Raw genomic sequence first — 15778 nt, 5'->3', positions numbered from 1 at the left:
GTGCCGCCCGGTGCGCCGGACGGCTGACCGCAGGGTTCAGTCGCCACCGGGGGTCGTCCGGGAGATGACGACCAGGAACTCCGAGTTGTTGCGAGTCTTGCGCAGGCGCCCGAGCAGGGTCTCGGAGGCCTTCTGCTCATCCAGGCCGGACAGCACACGGCGCAGCTTCCAGATGATGTCGCGCTCCTGGGCGCTCATCAACAGCTCCTCGCGGCGGGTGCTGGAGGCATCCACATTGATGGCTGGGAAGATGCGCTTGTCGGCGAGCTGGCGGGACAGGCGCAGCTCCATGTTGCCGGTGCCCTTGAACTCCTCGAAGATGACCTCGTCCATCTTGGAGCCGGTCTCGACCAGCGCCGTGGCGAGGATCGTCAGCGAGCCGCCGTTCTCGATGTTGCGTGCCGCGCCGAAGAACTTCTTGGGCGGGTACAGGGCGGCCGAGTCGACGCCGCCGGACAGGATGCGGCCCGACGCGGGGGCCGCCAGGTTGTAGGCGCGCCCCAGGCGGGTGATGCCGTCGAGCAGGATCACGACGTCGCGGCCCAGTTCGACCAGGCGCTTGGCGCGCTCGATGGCCAGCTCGGCGATCGTCGTGTGGTCCTCGGCCGGGCGGTCGAAGGTCGAGGCGATGACCTCGGCAGTGGTCGTGCGCTGGAAGTCGGTGACCTCCTCGGGGCGCTCGTCCACCAGGACGATCATGAGATGCACCTCGGGGTTGTTGACCGTAATGGCGTTGGCGATGTTCTGCATGGCCATCGTCTTGCCGGCCTTCGGCGGGGACACGATCAGACCGCGCTGGCCCTTGCCGATCGGCGACATGAGGTCGATGATGCGCCCGGTCAGGTTGCCGGGCGCCGTCTCCATGCGCAGGCGCTCCTGCGGGTACAGGGGGGTGAGCCTGGCGAACTCGGGACGCTGCCTCATGTTCTCGGGCGCGGTGCCGTTGATGGTGTCGATGCGCACGAGCGGGTTGTACTTCTCGCGGCGCTCGCCCTCGCGGGGCTGGCGGATGGCGCCGGTGATGACGTCGCCCTTGCGCAGGCCGTTCTTGCGGACCATGGCCAGCGAGACGTAGGCGTCATTGGGGCCGGGCAGATAACCGCTGGTGCGGACGAAGGCGTAGTTGTCGAGGACGTCGAGGATGCCCGAAACGTCGAGCAGGACGTCGTCCTCGCGCACCACCGGGTCCTCGAGCTCGTTCATGCCGCGGCGGCGGTTGGAGCGGTCGCGGTTGCGGCGGCGGCGCGAGCGGCGCGAGCCGCCGGACTCCTCGTCGTCCCGACGGTTGCGGTCGCGGTCGCGATTGCGACGCTGCTCGCCCTCCCTGACGGGGGGCTTGCCCGGCTCGCCCTCGCCGGATCTGCCGGAGAGACGGTCGAGACGGGCGCCGATCTCACCGGCGGTGTCGGCGGTACTGGATTCGGCGGGTCTGTCGTGGCCCTCACGGGGCTCCCCCGCGGCGTGTTCGCGGGCGCTGCGCTGGCGGCGGGCGCCCGAGCGCTGTTCGGCCGCCTCCAGACGAGCGGCCACGGCATCGACTGTGGACAGGCCCCCCCCGCCGGCGGGCTCGCCGTTCCCGGTCTCGGCGGCGCGGTCCTTGCGCCCGGCGTCGGTACCACGGCGGCGCGGGGCCCGCTCCTGCTCGATGGGGCCCTCCGCGTTCCTGTCCGCTCCGGGGCGCTGAGCGCTGATCGCCTCGATCAAGGCGCTCTTGCGCATGCTTCCGGCGCCCTTGATGCCGAGCTTGGAGGCGACGGCCTTCAGTTCGGGCAGCTTCATGGCGTTCAGCGCGGCAGTGGTGGAGCCCTCACCCGCGATGGCGAGGGCAGCCTGGGATTCGGTCACTGGATTCCTTTCAACAACCGCATACGGCTCCCGGAGTGCGCCGAAGAGCCTGTCGGCGCCGCGCCGGTTCACCGGTCGCGGCTGAAGTGTGGTGCGCCCGGACACAACATGATATCCACCGTCCAGCAAGGGCCGGGGTATCCGTACGGCGCGTCATGGCATTGAGGAGTCGGTTCGGCGAATTCCGGATCGCGGCGCGCACTGCGCGTTCTGCGCGCAGGGAGGAGGCCCGCAACGAATGAGGATTCGGGGACCGGCCCGTTCGGCTCAACACCGGGGCCTGCGGGGCGAGGGCCGGGGGCGCCTCGCCGTCAACGAGTGTACCAGTGCTCCAAGACCGATCGGCGACCGGCGCGCTCCCGGGCGCCGCGCTCCCGGGGTGCGGGCCCCGGATCCCCGGCGTCGAGGTCCCGGTCCGGTGCGACCAGGCCACTCAGCGGACGTCAAGACGGGCCGCGGCCTGCTCGAAGAGCCCGGCCAGCGCGTCGTAGTCGGCGGCGACCGGAAGATCGGGGAATTCGTCGACGACGTTCCGCGGCGGGCAGAACAGCGCACCGAAATCGGATTCCAGCAGCATGCGGGTGTCGTTGTAGGAGTCGCCGGCCGCCAGTGTCGTGAAGTTCAGCCCGTGCAGGGCCCTGACGGCCCGGCGCTTCTGGTCGGCAATGCGCAGGGCGTACCCCACGACCTGGTCGTCCTCGACGACCAGGTCGTGGCAGAAGACCGTCGGGCGGCCCATCTGCGCCACCAGGGGGTCGGCGAACTCGTAGAAGGTGTCCGACAGGACGAGGACCTGCCAGCGCTCGCGCAGCCAATCGAGGAAGTCGACGGCGCCGGGCATCGGGCCCATATCGCCGATGATCTCCTTGATGGTGCTCAGTCTCAGACCGCGCTCGGCCATGACCGCGAGGCGGTGGCCCATCAGCTCGTCGTAGTCGCTGATGTCGCGCGTGGTCAGGCGCAGCTCGTCGATGCCGGTGGCCTCGGCGACAGTGACCCAGATCTCGGGGACGAGAACGCCCTCCATGTCCAGACACGCAACGTGCATGGTGCAAACTCCTCAGGTGACGCTCGTCGGCGGTGCTCAGACGCCCTCGGCCCGCATGAAGCGCACCCGGCCGTGGACGTATCCGGTCTTCTCGAGTTCGGCGATGCAGGCCATGACATCGGCCTCCCGGGCCACATGGGTGACCATCGACAGGGCGGCGGTGTCGGGCCGGTCCTCGGCGCGCGCGGCGAGCTGGCGCACGGAGTGGATCGACACGCGGTGCTGGGCCAGCAGGCCTGCGACCGCGGCGAGCACGCCGGACTGGTCGGCGACCTGGAAGCGCAGGTAGTAGCGGGCCCTGGTCTCGCTCATCGGGGCGACCTCGAGACCCTGGTAGACCGGATGAGCGGGGTTCTCGACGCCGCGCAGGCGGTTGCGGGCAACGGTCACCAGGTCTCCGGTGACGGCGCTGGCCGTCGGCGAGCCGCCGGCGCCGGGGCCCATGAACATGAGCCCGCCGGCATTGGCGGCCTCGACGAAGATGGCGTTGTTGGCGCCCGAGACCACTGCAAGCGGATGACCGCGCGGGACCATGGCCGGGTGCACGCGCACCTCGATGCGGCCAGCGGCGTCGAGCCTGGCGACGGCCAGCAGTCTGACGACGCAGTCCATCGACTCGGCGGCCCTGATGTCCCCGCTCGTGACGCCGGTGATCCCCTCGCGGTAGACGTCGTCGACGCGCACCGTCGAGTGATAGGCCAGCGAGGCCAGGATGGCCGCCTTGGAGGCGGCGTCGAAGCCCTCGACGTCGGCCGTCGGGTCCGCCTCGGCGAAACCGAGCTTCTGGGCGGTGGCGAGGGCCGCCGCGAAGTCCTGGTGCTCGGTGGTCATCTTGTCGAGGATGTAGTTGGTGGTGCCGTTGACGATGCCCATGACGGCCAGGATCTGATCGCCGACGAGCGACTCGCGCAGCGGGCGCACGATGGGAATGGCGCCGGCCACCGCGGCCTCGTAGTAGATGTCGACGCCCTCGCGCTCGGCCGCGGCGTAGATCTCCTCGCCGTACTTGGCCAGCAGCGCCTTGTTGGCGGTGACGACGGAGGCGCCGCGCTCGATGGCGGACAGGATGAGCCGGCGTGGCGGGTCGATGCCGCCGATGAGCTCGATGATGATGTCCGCGCCGCCGTTCTCGACCAGGGCCGCCGGATCGTCGGTGAGCAGCTCGCCGGGAACGCCCGGGCGCGGCTTGGTGACGTCGTGCACCGCCACCCCCACCAGTTCGAGCCCGCAGCCGCTCTTGGCCGCGAGGTCCTCGCGCTGGGTCAGCATGGTGCGGGCCACCTGGGCCCCCACGGTGCCGCACCCGAGCAGCGCCACCCTCAGTACGCGCGGGGCGTCCGAATCCCTCGTCTCCTCGACCATCCTCACCCTCTCACTCGCCGACGTCCAGGCTCATCAGGTCATCCATGGTCTCACGGCGGATCATCGGGTGCAGCTCGCCCTCGCTCACGCGCACTACCGGCGGGCGCGGCGCGTGGTTGTAGTTGCTGGCCATCTCACGACTGTAGGCGCCCATTCCGGGGACCGCAATGAGGTCGCCGGGGAGGATGTCGCCGGGCAGGAAGACGTCGCGGACCAGGATGTCGCCGCCCTCGCAGTGCTTGCCGACGACGCGGCACAGCACGCCGGTCTCGTCCGAGGCGCGATTGGCCAGGACCCCGGAGTACTCGGCCGCGTACAGGGCCGGGCGGATGTTGTCGCTCATGCCGCCGTCGACGCTCACGTAGACGCGCTGGGCGCCGCCGTCCAGGTCGACGACCTTCACGGTGCCGACCGTGTAGACGGCCATGGTGCTGGGGCCGGCGATCGCGCGGCCGGGCTCGATGCACACGCGCGGTACGTCGATGTTGTAGGCACGGGCCTCGTGCTCGACGATTTCGCGCAGGCCGTTCGCCAGGTGCTCGGGCGCGGCCGGCGAGTCGGCGCTGGTGTAGGCGATGCCGAAGCCCCCGCCCAGGTTGAGCTGGGGCAGGTGGAAGCCGGTGGCGTCGGCGAACTGGCTCATCAGCTTGATGGTGCGCCGCGCAGCGATCTCGAAGCCGCCGGTGTCGAAGATCTGCGAGCCGATGTGGCTGTGCACGCCGAGCAGCTCGATGTAGGGACTGTAGTGGCAGCGGACCATGGCGACCATGGCTTGGCCGTTGGCGATCGAGAAGCCGAACTTCTGATCCTCATGGGCCGTGGAGATGTATTCGTGGGTGTGCGCCTCGACGCCGGGCGTCACGCGCACCATGGCCCTGGCCCTCCAGCCGCCCGCGCTGCACAGTTCCTCGATGCGGCCGATCTCGTCGAGGGAGTCGACGACGATCCTGCCCACGCCGTTGCGCAGCGCCAGCTCCAGCTCGGCGGACGTCTTGTTGTTGCCGTGCATGCCGATGCGGGCCGGGTCCGTGCCGCCGGCGAGCGCCACGATCAGTTCGCCGGCGGAGCAGACGTCGAGATCGAGGCCCTCCTCCGAGACGATACGGGCGATCGTGCGCGTCAGCATCGCCTTGCCGGCGTAGTAGACGTCCCAGCCGGCGAAGGCTCGGGCGAAGCCGCGGGCACGAGCGCGGAAGTCGTCCTCGTCGAAGAGGTAGAGCGGTGAGCCCTCGCGCTCGATCGCGGTCCTCACATCGACGCCGCCCACCTCGAGACAGCCCGCCTCGTTGCGCCTGACCGTACGACTCCACAGCGCCGGGTCGAGCGCGTTGAGGTCATCGGGTTCGGTGAGCCACTGGGGACTCGGGGCCGCGACATCGGCGTGGACCGCGCCGGCAACATGCATGTGGGTCACGGTGGACGATTTTTCCAGACGGGACGAGGTGCCGCGCCCATCGAACATCAGGTGGACCCCGCCCCGTCCTGACAGGCGCGGACGGCCCGGCCCCCGGCGCGGCGCCGTTCGTCAGTGGTCCCGCCAGGCGCTAAGCTGTGCGTGGCCCGCCGAGCGGGCCCTGCTCCCGTAGCTCAGGGGATAGAGCACCGCCCTCCGGAGGCGGGTGCGAGGGTTCGAATCCCTCCGGGAGCGCCACACGGTATCCGGGGAGCCCTCCCCCGCGCGCCGGCGCGGGTGTCGGGACGAGGCTCGGCACCTGCGTCGCGGAAGGGGCACGGTGATGGCAGATCAGCCGTTCATCGGCTCCGGTGCGGTCGCCGCGACCCCCTCCGGGCTGTCGACCCGCATCTCGCGTCGGATCACGCTGGCCTTCACCGGCGAGCGCCTGCAGTCGGGGCGCTTCCTCCTCTTCTTCTGGTTCTTCGCCCGCCTGCTCATCTTCTGCATCTGGGCCTTCCTGACGCCCTCCACGCAGGGCGACGTCGTCTACTACTACGAGAAGATCCAGGTCCTGTTCGAATCCGGGCCGGCGAGCACCCTCACCGAGTACCCCACGCCGGTCATCGCCCTGCTCGTCGTCCCCTTCCTGCTCGGCCTGGGCACTCAGCACGGCTACGTGGTGGCGTTCGCGCTCATGATGCTGATCATCGACGCGGCGTTCACCTGGTCGCTGTGGCACACCGGCGGTGCGATGAAGGGCCAGGCCGTCGTCTTCTGGACGCTCTTCCTGGCCCTCGTCGGCCCCACCGCCTACCTGCGCTTCGATCTCATCACCTGCGTCGCGGCCGGCTGGTCGCTCATCTTCCTGTTGCGGCGGCACAACGCCACGGCCGGCGCGCTGACGGCGGCGGGCTCCGCGGTGAAGCTGTGGCCGGCACTGCTGTGGCCGGCCCTCCTTCCGGGGGCCAGGCGCCAGAAGACCACTACGACGATCGGATTCGCCCTCACCGGCGTCGCGCTGGTTGCCGCGTCCATCTGGTTCGCGGGATGGGACCGTCTGATGTCGCCGTTGCACTGGCAGTCCGGGCGCGGACTGCAGATCGAGTCCATCGCGGCCACGATCCCGATGCTCGGGCGCGCGTTCGGGACCGGCGACTACGTGGTGACCCTCAGCCGCTACCAGGCCTACGAGATCTGGGGTCCGGGCGTCAACGCGATCGTCGGCATCACCGACGCGGCCTTCTACGTGGGCATCATCGCCGCGCTCCTCGCCTACCTGGCGTGGCTGTGGCGCGGGCACGGCCGCATCATCGAGGCCGTCGCCCTCGTGCAGCTGGTGATCCTCATCATGATCGTCACCAACAAGACCTTCAGTCCGCAGTACATCATGTGGATCGGCGGTCCCCAAGCCGCCGCCTACGCCGTGCTCGGGGCGCGCAGCCAGCACACCGACAGTTTCTTCACGGACCGCTCGCGCATGAACGCGATCTCGATGTGGATGCTCATGGCGACCGCCTTCACCCTGCTCGTCTACCCGCTCAGCTACGACCGGCTGGTCAGCGACTGGAACATCGGCGACGAGCTGCTGCGCCTGCCCGCCACCCTGGTGCTGGCCCTTCGCAACGCCACGGTGATCATCGTCCTGGGGCTGGTCGTGCGCTGGGTGTGGAGCTTCCTGCGCCCATCCGCGGTCAGGGCCGTGCGTTCGAGACTGGACAGCAGCCCGGGCGCATGAGTCCCGACAGACCCGCAGCGGCCCCGGTCGTGTGGCTCCTCGAGGCGGTCCGGATCCCGGGCGGCGCCTCCTCGAATGTCCACGTCCACGCGTCCGCCCTGCTCATGGTGATGATCGACACCATCTGCTGCTGGGCGCCGTGGACGCGCTCCCCCCGGCTCGGCGCGCTGCCGTGGATCGGCCTCACCTCCTGCATCGGACCGCTCATGTGGTTCCGCATCGATCTCATCCCGGCCGACGCGGCCATCGGTCTCGGCGCCGCGATGAGGCTCTGGTCCGCGCTGCTGATCCTCCCGCTGCTGGGCGCCGACCGGCCGGGGCGGCGCAGGGGCCTCGGTTTCGCCCTGGCCGGCGGCACGCTCGGCGCCGCCTCGCGGATCGCAGAGGGCTGGGGGCGCTCGAGCTCCCCCCTGGCCTGGCAGGACGGGCGCGGTCTGCAGGTGGGGCCCGTCTGGGCGACCCCGCTCGTGGCCGCAAGGATGTTCAGCGGCGATTGGCACGTGCGGTTGAGCCGGTACAACGCCCACGAGGTCTTCGGGCCCGGCGCGCACGCGCTGGCGCGCGCCGCCTCCGACTCGATGCTCGTCGTGGCCCTGCCGTGCCTGGTGCTGGGCCGGCTCATCGGTTTCGGCGGGGCCGGGCTCTGCGGCCATCGCGTTTCCAACGCCCTGGCTCCGTGCAGGCGCCGCGACCGCGAGCTGGCGCTCCTGCTGGAGCTCGGCGCGGTGGTCTGCGCCGTCATCGTCGCCAACAGGGCCTTCAGCCCGCAGCACGTGATCTGGTTGGCAGGCCCCTTCGCCGTGCTCGGCTCGGTGCACCTGCGCAGCTCGGACCGGCGTCACGCCACCGCACTGCTCATCATGACGCTGTGCTGCGCCGGCCTGACCCAGCTGATCTTCTACTCCTCCCTGGTGGCGCCGGACGATCCGGGCGCCCGGGTGAGCGTCCTGCCGGTGGTGCGCAACCTGCTGGTACGCCTCCTGGCCGTGTACTCGGCAGTCCCGGCCCCGTCCAGGGCGTGGCGCCTCGGGCGACCGGTGCCGGGACAGCTGGCATTATCGATCCAGTCCGACGACGAGGAGCCTCACGAATGAGCCGCAAGAGTCCGTACCGGGAGGAGCCTCTCTCGCCCGACGACGGCCCCATCTGGCTGGCCCTGTTCTGGGCGCTGAGCCGCGTCGTCATGCTGTGCCTGTGGCAGGCGCTGTGCAGCTACATCCGCAACGACGTGAACTACTACGCGCTGTCAGTCGCCGGGCACCCGGTTCCCGTCCTCTCGGATCTGACCGACGTGCTGGGCGAGTACCCCACCCCCCTGGTCTGGCTCATCCAGCTGCTCGAAGCCCCCTCGGGCGGCTCGGTCGACCTGTACGTCCTGCTCTTCGCGTTGACCACCGCCATCGTGGACGGCGCCTGCTGCATGGCCCTGTACCGGCGTGAGAGCGTCCGCGCCGCCTGGGTCTGGGCGATCTGCGGCGCCCTGCTCGGTCCCCTGCTGTGGTTCCGCCTGGACATCGCCCCGGCCCTGTGCGTACTGGGCGCCCTGCACCAGATGCGCCGGCGCCCCGCCCTGGCCGGTGCGCTGCTGGCGCTCGGCGCCGGGTTCAAGCTGTGGCCGGCGCTGCTGATCCTCCCGGCGCTGGGGCGCGGGCGCGCGGCGCGGCGGCGCGGCGCGGGGTTCGCCATCACCGGGGCCGCGCTCGCGCTGCTCTCCCTGGTCACCTCCGGTTTCGGCCGGACGGTCTCACCCCTGAGCTGGCAGTCGGAGCGCGGTCTGCAGATCGAGTCGATCTGGGCCACTCCGCTCATGGTCGCCCGCGGGCTGGGCGCCACGGGCGTGAGCGTCTCGTTCAGCAGGTTCAAGGCATACGAGGTCTTCGCCTCCTCCGTCGACGGGTGGATAACCGCGGCCGGCATCTCGATGATCGTCCTGATCGTGCTGACCCTGGTGCTGTCCTCCATGATCGTCCTGCGTCCCGGCCACCGCGGGCCGGGCAGGGGCGCCGACCCGCTCGACGACGCCGAGAGGCGGGAGTGGGCCGTCCAGCTGGCCGTCCTGGCGATCACCGCCGGATGGATCGTGGTCAACAAGGCTCTCAGCCCGCAGTACATGGTGTGGCTCTTCGGGCCGCTGGCGATCATCTCGTCCAACCTGACCAGGCCCGGCAGGACGGCGGCGGCGCGGCGCCTCGTGGCGGTCGGACTGGTCTCGGTGGCCCTGACCCAACTCGTCTACCCGCTCACCTACAACGGCATCATCGCCGCCGCCGATCCCAGCATCGGCTCGACGATGATCCTGGTGCTGCGCAACCTGTCCGTGATCGGGTTGACCGTGATGGCCTGGGCGGAGGCCTTCCGGGCAGCGCGGCGCCCCCGCTCGCGGGGCAGCCGGTCCTCCCGCGGTGGAGGCCGGCCGGCAGTGGCCACGAGCCCCCAGGGCGGTCTGTCAAGACCATCCCGGCGGCCTGACCGGAAAGTGCAACTGCACGACTCCCAGTTGCACATACGGTACGATCCCGTCGAAGGCCCTAGATGAATCTTGAAGTGCATGGCAGGCTGGTTCCCTGGGGTCGAGACCGCCCGTCGTCGTTTCTGCGCCACGATCCGCGTCCTACGGGGCGTGATCGTGCGGGGTTGCGCTGCCGGTCCGGATTCCCGATTCGTCTGAAGAACATTTGCCACGTCCGTGGCCCGGCCTGGGTGCGACCGACCCGGTCACGGACGGCGGGCCCGCTGGACCCGTCACCTGCCTAAGGAGTCGTGCACGAAATGGACTGGCGCCACGAAGCCGCCTGCCGGGTCGAGGACCCGGAGCTCTTCTTCCCCATCGGCAACACCGGCCCGGCCCTCGCCCAGATCGAAGAGGCCAAGAAGGTCTGCAACCGCTGCTGCGTCTGCGACAAGTGCCTCGCCTGGGCTCTCGAGGCCGGCCAGGACCACGGCGTCTGGGGCGGCATGTCCGAGGACGAGCGCCGTGCCCTGAAACGCCGCGCCGCCCGTGCCCGGAGGGCCGCCTAGCCGCAGCTCCTCCTCACGCGCCTTGGCGCCGCCTCCCCGGGCCGGCCGCTACACGGCCAGGGTCTCGGCCGGGATGACCACCCGTGAGGTGGCACCGACGCCGTCGGCATTGTTGAACAGCGTGAACTCGCCGTGCATGTCGGCCGCCAGAGTGGCGACGATCGAGGTGCCGAGGCTGTCGGTCTGGAAGAGCCGGAAGCCATCGGCCAGGCCGACGCCCCGGTCGATGACGTCGAGGACCAGCCCGCCGTCCTCCTGGCGCTGCGGCACGACGCGCACCGCGCCGGCGCCGGCGTCCAGGCCGTGCTCGATGGCGTTCTGGCACAGTTCGGTCATGATCAGCGACAGCGAGGTGGCCGCCTTGGCCGGAACGAGCCCGAAGGTGCCCTCGCGGGTGGCGCGCACGACGCCGGAGCTGGCGGCCACATCGCCGACCATCTGCAGGATCCTGTCGGCGATCTCGTCGAACTCGGCGGCCTCGTCGAAGCTCTGCGAGAGGATCTCGTGAACGATGGCGATCGACTGCACCCGGCTCATGGCGTCGTTCAGGTCGTCCTTGGCCTCCTGCGAGGCGGCCCGACGCGACTGCAGGCGCAGCAGCGCGGCAACGGTCTGCAGGTTGTTCTTGACCCGGTGATGGGTCTCGCGGATCATGGCGTTCTTCGTCACGAGCTCGCGGTCGCGGTACCGCAGATCGGTGATGTCGCGGCACAGGGCCATGATCGCGAAGCGCTCGCCGTCCTGGCTCAGCGGCAGGACGCGCAGGCGCATCGATCCCGCGCCGTTCTCGGCCTCGTACTCGCCGGCCTGCTTCCCGTTGAACCTCATGCGAGTGGGCTCGACGGCCTGCACCTCGGCGCCCAGGCCGTCAACGGTCAGACCGCACAGGTTCTCGCCGATCAGATCGCCGACCAGGCCCAGCCGGCGGTAGACCGAGACGGCGTTCGGGCTGGCATAGATCATGTCGCCATCGCCCGCGGCAAGGATCAGGCCGTCGCCGACGTGCGGGCTGAGCGTGGGATCGCTCGGCGGGTTGATCGGGAAGTCGCCGTGCCAGAGCATGTCGGACAGGGTGTCGGCGATCCTCAGGTAGGCGTCCTCCATGGCGCCCGGCGCGCGCACGCCCATGCGGTTCGTATGCCGCTCGACCACGCCGATGACACCGTTGTGACGGATGATCGGGATGGCCCAGACGTCGACGGGTATGCCGGCCTGCAGCTTGTTGTCGCTCGTCTCGCAGATCTCGCGCGACAGATACGCCTCGACGACCAGGGAGTCGGGCTCGTAGCGGATCTCGGAGCCGACGACGTCCTCCTCGAGGGCGGTCGGGCCGGTCACCGGACGTCGCTGGGCGACGGCCCAGAAGATGTTGTCGTCGACGTCGGGCACCCACAGGACGAGGTCGGAGAAGCTGGTGTCGGCCAGCACATGCCATTCGCGGACGAAGGAACCGAGCCAGGCCCGGTCCTCCTCGCCGATCACGGCGTGCTCGGCGAGCATCCGTCTCATCGTCTGCATGAGTCGGATCCTACCCAGACCGGCGGCCGCGGGCGGGGCTCAGGAGCAGTTCCCGATTCTGTTCGAATGATTCGGATGAGGAGTCCGCGCGTGGCAGAATGGGGGATCGTGCTCCGCGCCGCTACCGGCCGGGGCCGTGGGTCATCGGACGCCGGGCCGCCAGGCTCGGCCCTGAGGAGGGAGGTCGACATGGGCAAGACCGGCCGCAAGCGTCGCGCCCGTCGCAAGAACGGCGCCAATCACGGCAAGCGTCCCAACGCCTGAGTGATCGAGGCGGAAGGGCCCTGCCCGCCGGGCCCTTCCGCGGCACCGGTCCATGGCGCCGGCAGGGGCTCCGGGGCCGGATCCTTCAGGAGGCCCGCCGGCTGAGCAGGGTGAGCCTGGTGATGCGCGCGCGCAGCTCCTGCGAGGCGCAGGGCGCGTCGGCGCAACTGCGCTGCACCAGGGTGCTGATGGTGGCTTCGATGTTGAAGTCGTCCATGCAGCGCTCGCAGATCATCAGGTGGCGGCGGATCTCATCGGCGGTCGCGTCGGGCAGCTCGCCGTGCAGGAAGGCGTGAACGCTGGCCATCGCGTAGTCGCAGGCCTCCTCATCGGTTGCGTTCACCGGGAAGGACTCGGGACCGATCTTGTTCATTCGCTGCGCCGCCTTCCGATGCCGTGCTCGCGGGCGTGGTCCGTCAGTGCCTCGCGCAGCTGCGCTCGGCCCCGGTTGAGCCGCGACATCACCGTGCCGATGGGCGTACCCATGATCTCGGCGATCTCCTTGTACGAGAAACCCTCCACATCGGCCAGCAGCACTGCCTGACGGAAGTCGTCCGACAGCGAGTTGAGCGCGTCGGTGACCGCCTGATCGGGGATGGACGCGAGAGCCTCCATCTCGGCCGACCGCAGACCGCTCGAGTCGTGCGAGGCCGCTCTCGCCAGCTGCCAGTCCTCGACCTCCTCGCCGCCGCTGGTCTGCGGCTGGCGCTGGGCCCTGCGGTAGCTGTTGATGTAGGTGTTCGTGAGGATGCGGTACAACCACGCCTTGAGATTGGTACCGGGTCTGAACTGCTTGAACGAGCTGAAGGCCTTCGCATAGGTTTCCTGCACGACGTCCTCGGCATCACTGGGGTTGCGCGTCATGCGCAGCGCCGCACCGTAGAGCTGGTCGAGATAGACCATGGCGTCGCGCTCGAAACGGGCCATTCGCTGCTGCTCGGTCTCGGTGTCACGAATGTCGTCGGCCCGGCGGGTCAGGTCGATGCCGGCATCGCTCATCTCATCAGTCGGGTTCATCGCATACGACAGTACCGAATCCCTCGGTGCGGTCGCTGTCATCACACCGTGTGAACACCGGGACGGCTCTGGGTATTCCCGCAGGGACCCGAATGCCGGCAGCCGGCCTCCGGCCCGCGCCGCGAGCACCGCCATGGGCGCGGTGCCCCGGACCCCGCGGCCAGGCCCGATAACCTGGGGCCCATGAGCGATCCCGCGACCGCCACGCGCGCAACCGGACCCTCCGCCGGAGAGCACTGGCAGGCGCCCTGCCCGGGACGGCCCCTGCACGCGGTGGTCGAGGTACCCGGGTCGAAGTCCGAGTCGAACAGGGCGCTCGTCCTGGCCGCGTTGAGCGACGGCCCCAGCACCATCCGCGGCGTCCTCGAGGCCCGTGACACCCGTCTCATGATCGACGCCCTGCGCGCCCTCGGCGCCGGCATCGAGGCCGAGGGCACCGCGCTGCGCGTCAGCCCAGGCCCGCTGCACGCGGCCGCGCAGCCGATCGACTGCGGCCTGGCCGGCACCGTCATGCGCTTCGTGCCCCCGATCGCGGCGCTGGCCGGCGGCAGCTGCTCGTTCATCGGGGACGAGCGGGCCGGCGGCCGCCCCGTCGCCCCCCTGCTGGACGCCCTCCGCCAACTCGGAGCCAGCATCGACGCCGATGCGATCCCCTTCACGCTCAACGCCGCCGGGGGACTGACCGGGGACGCGGTGCGCATCGACTCGAGCACCTCCAGCCAGTACGTATCCGGTCTCATGCTCGTCGGCGCCCGCCTGCCGCGGGGCCTGGACATCGTGCACACCGGTACCGCGGTGCCCTCGGCCCCGCACATCGTGATGACGATCGACATGGCGGCGCGTCACCGGGTGCGCATCGAGGCCCTCCGGACCGGCCGCCACTGGCGCGTCCACCCGGGCGCCATCGCGGCCTTCGACGAGCGCATCGAACCGGACCTGACCAATGCCGCCGTATTCCTCGTCGCCGGAGTGCTCACCGGCGGAACGGTGACCATCGCGGGCTGGCCGCGCCGCAGCGCCCAGCCCGGCTCGATGATCCGCGCCGTCCTGGCCCGCATGGGTGCGGCCGTCGCCGCCTCGCCCGAGGGGCTGGGCGCCTCGGGCGCCCTCCTCGCCGGGACCCGGGTCGACCTGCACGAGGCCAGCGAGCTGACCCCGGTCGTCGCGGCGCTGGCGGTCGCCGCGAGCGGCACCACTGCGATCACGGGCGTGGCGCACATCCGGGGCCACGAGACGGACCGCATCAGGGCCATCGCCACCGAGCTGGGGCGCCTCGGCGTCCCGGTGCGGGAGCTGCCCGAGGGCTTGGCGATCACCGGCATGGCAGGGCGCCTCGGGCAGCTGCACCCGAGCGAGGGCGATGGACTGTTCGCTTGTCACCGGGACCACCGCATGGCCCACCTGGGCGCCCTGATGGGGCTGATCGTCCCCGGTGTGAGACTGGACGACGTGGACTGCACCACCAAGACGATGCCGGACTTCATCGACCGCTGGAACGCGATGGTGGACGCCCGATGACACCGCGCCGTACCCGTGGCGCCATCGGCCGCGGCACCGACTTCGACTCCCACGACTTCGGGCGCCCCGCCAAGCGCAGCCGTCCGCGTACGAAGGACCGCCCCGATTACTCCGGGGCCGAGACCGCCCGCGTCATCACCGTCGACCGCGGCCGCTACCACTGCCGCATGGCCGGAGGCGACCAGCACCCACTGCTGGCCACGAAGGCCCGCCGGCTGGGCCGCAGGGGCGTCATCGTCGGCGACCTGGTGCGCGTCGTCGGGGACACGAGCGGGGCCGAGGGCACGCTGGCGCGCATCGTCCAGGTGGAACCGCGGCGCACCGAGCTGAACCGCACCGCCGACGACACGGACCCCTACGAACGCCCGATCGTCGCCAACGCCGACCAGCTCGTCGTGGTGGCCTCGCTGGTCGATCCCCCGGCCCGTCCGGGCATGATCGACCGCGTCCTCGTGGCCGGGTACGACGCCGGTGTGCGGCCGGTCATCGCGCTGACCAAGGCCGACCTGGCCGACCCGGCCGAGCTCATCGCGCTGTACGAGCCCATCGACGTGCCCATCGTCGTCTCCAGGCCCGACTCCGATCTGACGCGGCTGCGCGAGCTCCTGGCCGGCGAGGTGACCGTCCTCGTCGGTCATTCGGGCGTCGGCAAGTCCACCCTCATCAACCGCCTGGTGCCCGGTGCCGGGCGCATCACCGGCCGTGTCAACGACGCCACCGGCAGGGGACGCCACACCTCGGCCTCTGCCGAGGCGCTCGCCCTGCCCCGCTTCGACGGAACCGGCGGCCACGATCCGGGCTGGGTCATCGACACCCCCGGCGTGCGCAGTTTCGGCCTGAGCCACGTGCGGCCGGCCACGATCCTGGCGGCCTTCACCGATCTGGCCGGTTTCACCGTCGGCTGCCCCCGCGGCTGCGACCACCACGCCGACGCGCCGGAGTGCGGCCTGGACGGGGCGGCCGCGCGCGGCGAGCTCTCCATGGCGCGCCTGGAGTCCTTCCGCCGCGTCCTGGAGGCCGTCGACCGGCCCGAGGAGTACCGCTGAGCCGTCCGGTG

General features: G+C 70.6%; 14 protein-coding genes and 1 tRNA gene. 8 read left to right on the top strand and 7 right to left on the bottom strand.

From position 1 onward, the window contains the following. Positions 1–36: 36 nt before the first annotated feature. The 4 genes from rho to lysA form a co-directional block, all read right to left on the bottom strand. The gene (gene rho, locus R2N01_RS01200) at positions 37–1779 is read right to left on the bottom strand and encodes a transcription termination factor Rho (RefSeq protein ID WP_399553210.1); all 1743 of its coding nucleotides are present in this window, start codon (positions 1777–1779) and stop codon (positions 37–39) included. 499 nt (positions 1780–2278) lie between these two features. Then, a complete protein-coding gene (gene thrH, locus R2N01_RS01195; RefSeq protein WP_316667623.1) occupies positions 2279–2893 on the bottom strand; it encodes a bifunctional phosphoserine phosphatase/homoserine phosphotransferase ThrH in 615 nt (204 codons plus the stop codon). A 36-nt stretch (positions 2894–2929) separates the two neighbouring features. Then, positions 2930–4255 (bottom strand): homoserine dehydrogenase, encoded by a 1326-nt coding sequence (locus tag R2N01_RS01190; protein ID WP_316667621.1) that lies wholly within the window; start codon positions 4253–4255, stop codon positions 2930–2932. A 10-nt stretch (positions 4256–4265) separates the two neighbouring features. Further along, positions 4266–5669: a diaminopimelate decarboxylase gene (lysA, locus tag R2N01_RS01185; RefSeq protein ID WP_316667619.1), complete on the bottom strand. Its 1404-nt coding sequence runs from the start codon at positions 5667–5669 to the stop codon at positions 4266–4268. A gap of 162 nt (positions 5670–5831) precedes the next feature. Between lysA and R2N01_RS01180 the strand changes: the two genes are divergently transcribed. The 5 genes from R2N01_RS01180 to R2N01_RS01160 all read left to right on the top strand — a co-directional run bounded on the left by R2N01_RS01180 (position 5832) and on the right by R2N01_RS01160 (position 10404). Then, positions 5832–5906 (top strand) — tRNA-Arg (locus tag R2N01_RS01180). Positions 5907–5991: 85 nt separating this feature from the next. Continuing rightward, complete coding sequence (locus R2N01_RS01175; protein WP_316667616.1) at positions 5992–7386, top strand: glycosyltransferase 87 family protein; 1395 nt, start codon at positions 5992–5994, stop codon at positions 7384–7386. Next, positions 7383–8480, top strand: coding sequence for a hypothetical protein (locus tag R2N01_RS01170; RefSeq protein ID WP_316667614.1), 1098 nt, complete (start codon positions 7383–7385; stop codon positions 8478–8480). The genes R2N01_RS01175 and R2N01_RS01170 overlap by 4 nt, the downstream gene beginning before the upstream one ends. Beyond that, a complete protein-coding gene (locus tag R2N01_RS01165; RefSeq protein WP_316667612.1) occupies positions 8477–9922 on the top strand; it encodes a glycosyltransferase 87 family protein in 1446 nt (481 codons plus the stop codon). The genes R2N01_RS01170 and R2N01_RS01165 overlap by 4 nt, the downstream gene beginning before the upstream one ends. A gap of 233 nt (positions 9923–10155) precedes the next feature. Then, entirely contained in the window at positions 10156–10404 is a 249-nt protein-coding gene (locus R2N01_RS01160; protein WP_316667783.1) for a WhiB family transcriptional regulator, read from the top strand. A gap of 48 nt (positions 10405–10452) precedes the next feature. On the opposite strand, the gene R2N01_RS01155 is transcribed toward R2N01_RS01160, so the two are convergent. Continuing rightward, complete coding sequence (locus R2N01_RS01155; protein WP_316667610.1) at positions 10453–11922, bottom strand: sensor histidine kinase; 1470 nt, start codon at positions 11920–11922, stop codon at positions 10453–10455. Positions 11923–12111: 189 nt separating this feature from the next. Between R2N01_RS01155 and R2N01_RS11370 the strand changes: the two genes are divergently transcribed. Further along, positions 12112–12186, top strand: a complete 75-nt coding sequence (locus R2N01_RS11370) for a 50S ribosomal protein bL37 (protein ID WP_386751676.1) — start codon at positions 12112–12114, stop codon at positions 12184–12186. An 85-nt stretch (positions 12187–12271) separates the two neighbouring features. Here R2N01_RS11370 and R2N01_RS01145 read toward each other — a convergent pair whose 3' ends face one another. Together R2N01_RS01145 and R2N01_RS01140 are read right to left on the bottom strand one after the other, a co-directional pair. Then, entirely contained in the window at positions 12272–12559 is a 288-nt protein-coding gene (locus tag R2N01_RS01145) for a zf-HC2 domain-containing protein (protein WP_316667606.1), read from the bottom strand. Continuing rightward, positions 12556–13185 (bottom strand): sigma-70 family RNA polymerase sigma factor, encoded by a 630-nt coding sequence (locus R2N01_RS01140; protein ID WP_316667781.1) that lies wholly within the window; start codon positions 13183–13185, stop codon positions 12556–12558. The genes R2N01_RS01145 and R2N01_RS01140 overlap by 4 nt, the downstream gene beginning before the upstream one ends. Before the next feature lie 201 nt (positions 13186–13386). On the opposite strand from R2N01_RS01140, the gene aroA reads away from it, so the two are divergent. After that, positions 13387–14721, top strand: coding sequence for a 3-phosphoshikimate 1-carboxyvinyltransferase (gene aroA, locus R2N01_RS01135; protein WP_316667605.1), 1335 nt, complete (start codon positions 13387–13389; stop codon positions 14719–14721). Continuing rightward, positions 14718–15767: a ribosome small subunit-dependent GTPase A gene (gene rsgA, locus R2N01_RS01130; protein ID WP_316667603.1), complete on the top strand. Its 1050-nt coding sequence runs from the start codon at positions 14718–14720 to the stop codon at positions 15765–15767. Before aroA ends, rsgA begins: the two co-directional genes overlap by 4 nt. Positions 15768–15778 lie beyond the last annotated feature (11 nt).

Origin of the sequence: uncultured Propionibacterium sp., from assembly GCF_963539965.1 — a bacterium.
GTDB lineage: Bacteria > Actinomycetota > Actinomycetes > Propionibacteriales > Propionibacteriaceae > Propionibacterium.
This window is presented reverse-complemented; position numbering and strand designations above follow the sequence as displayed.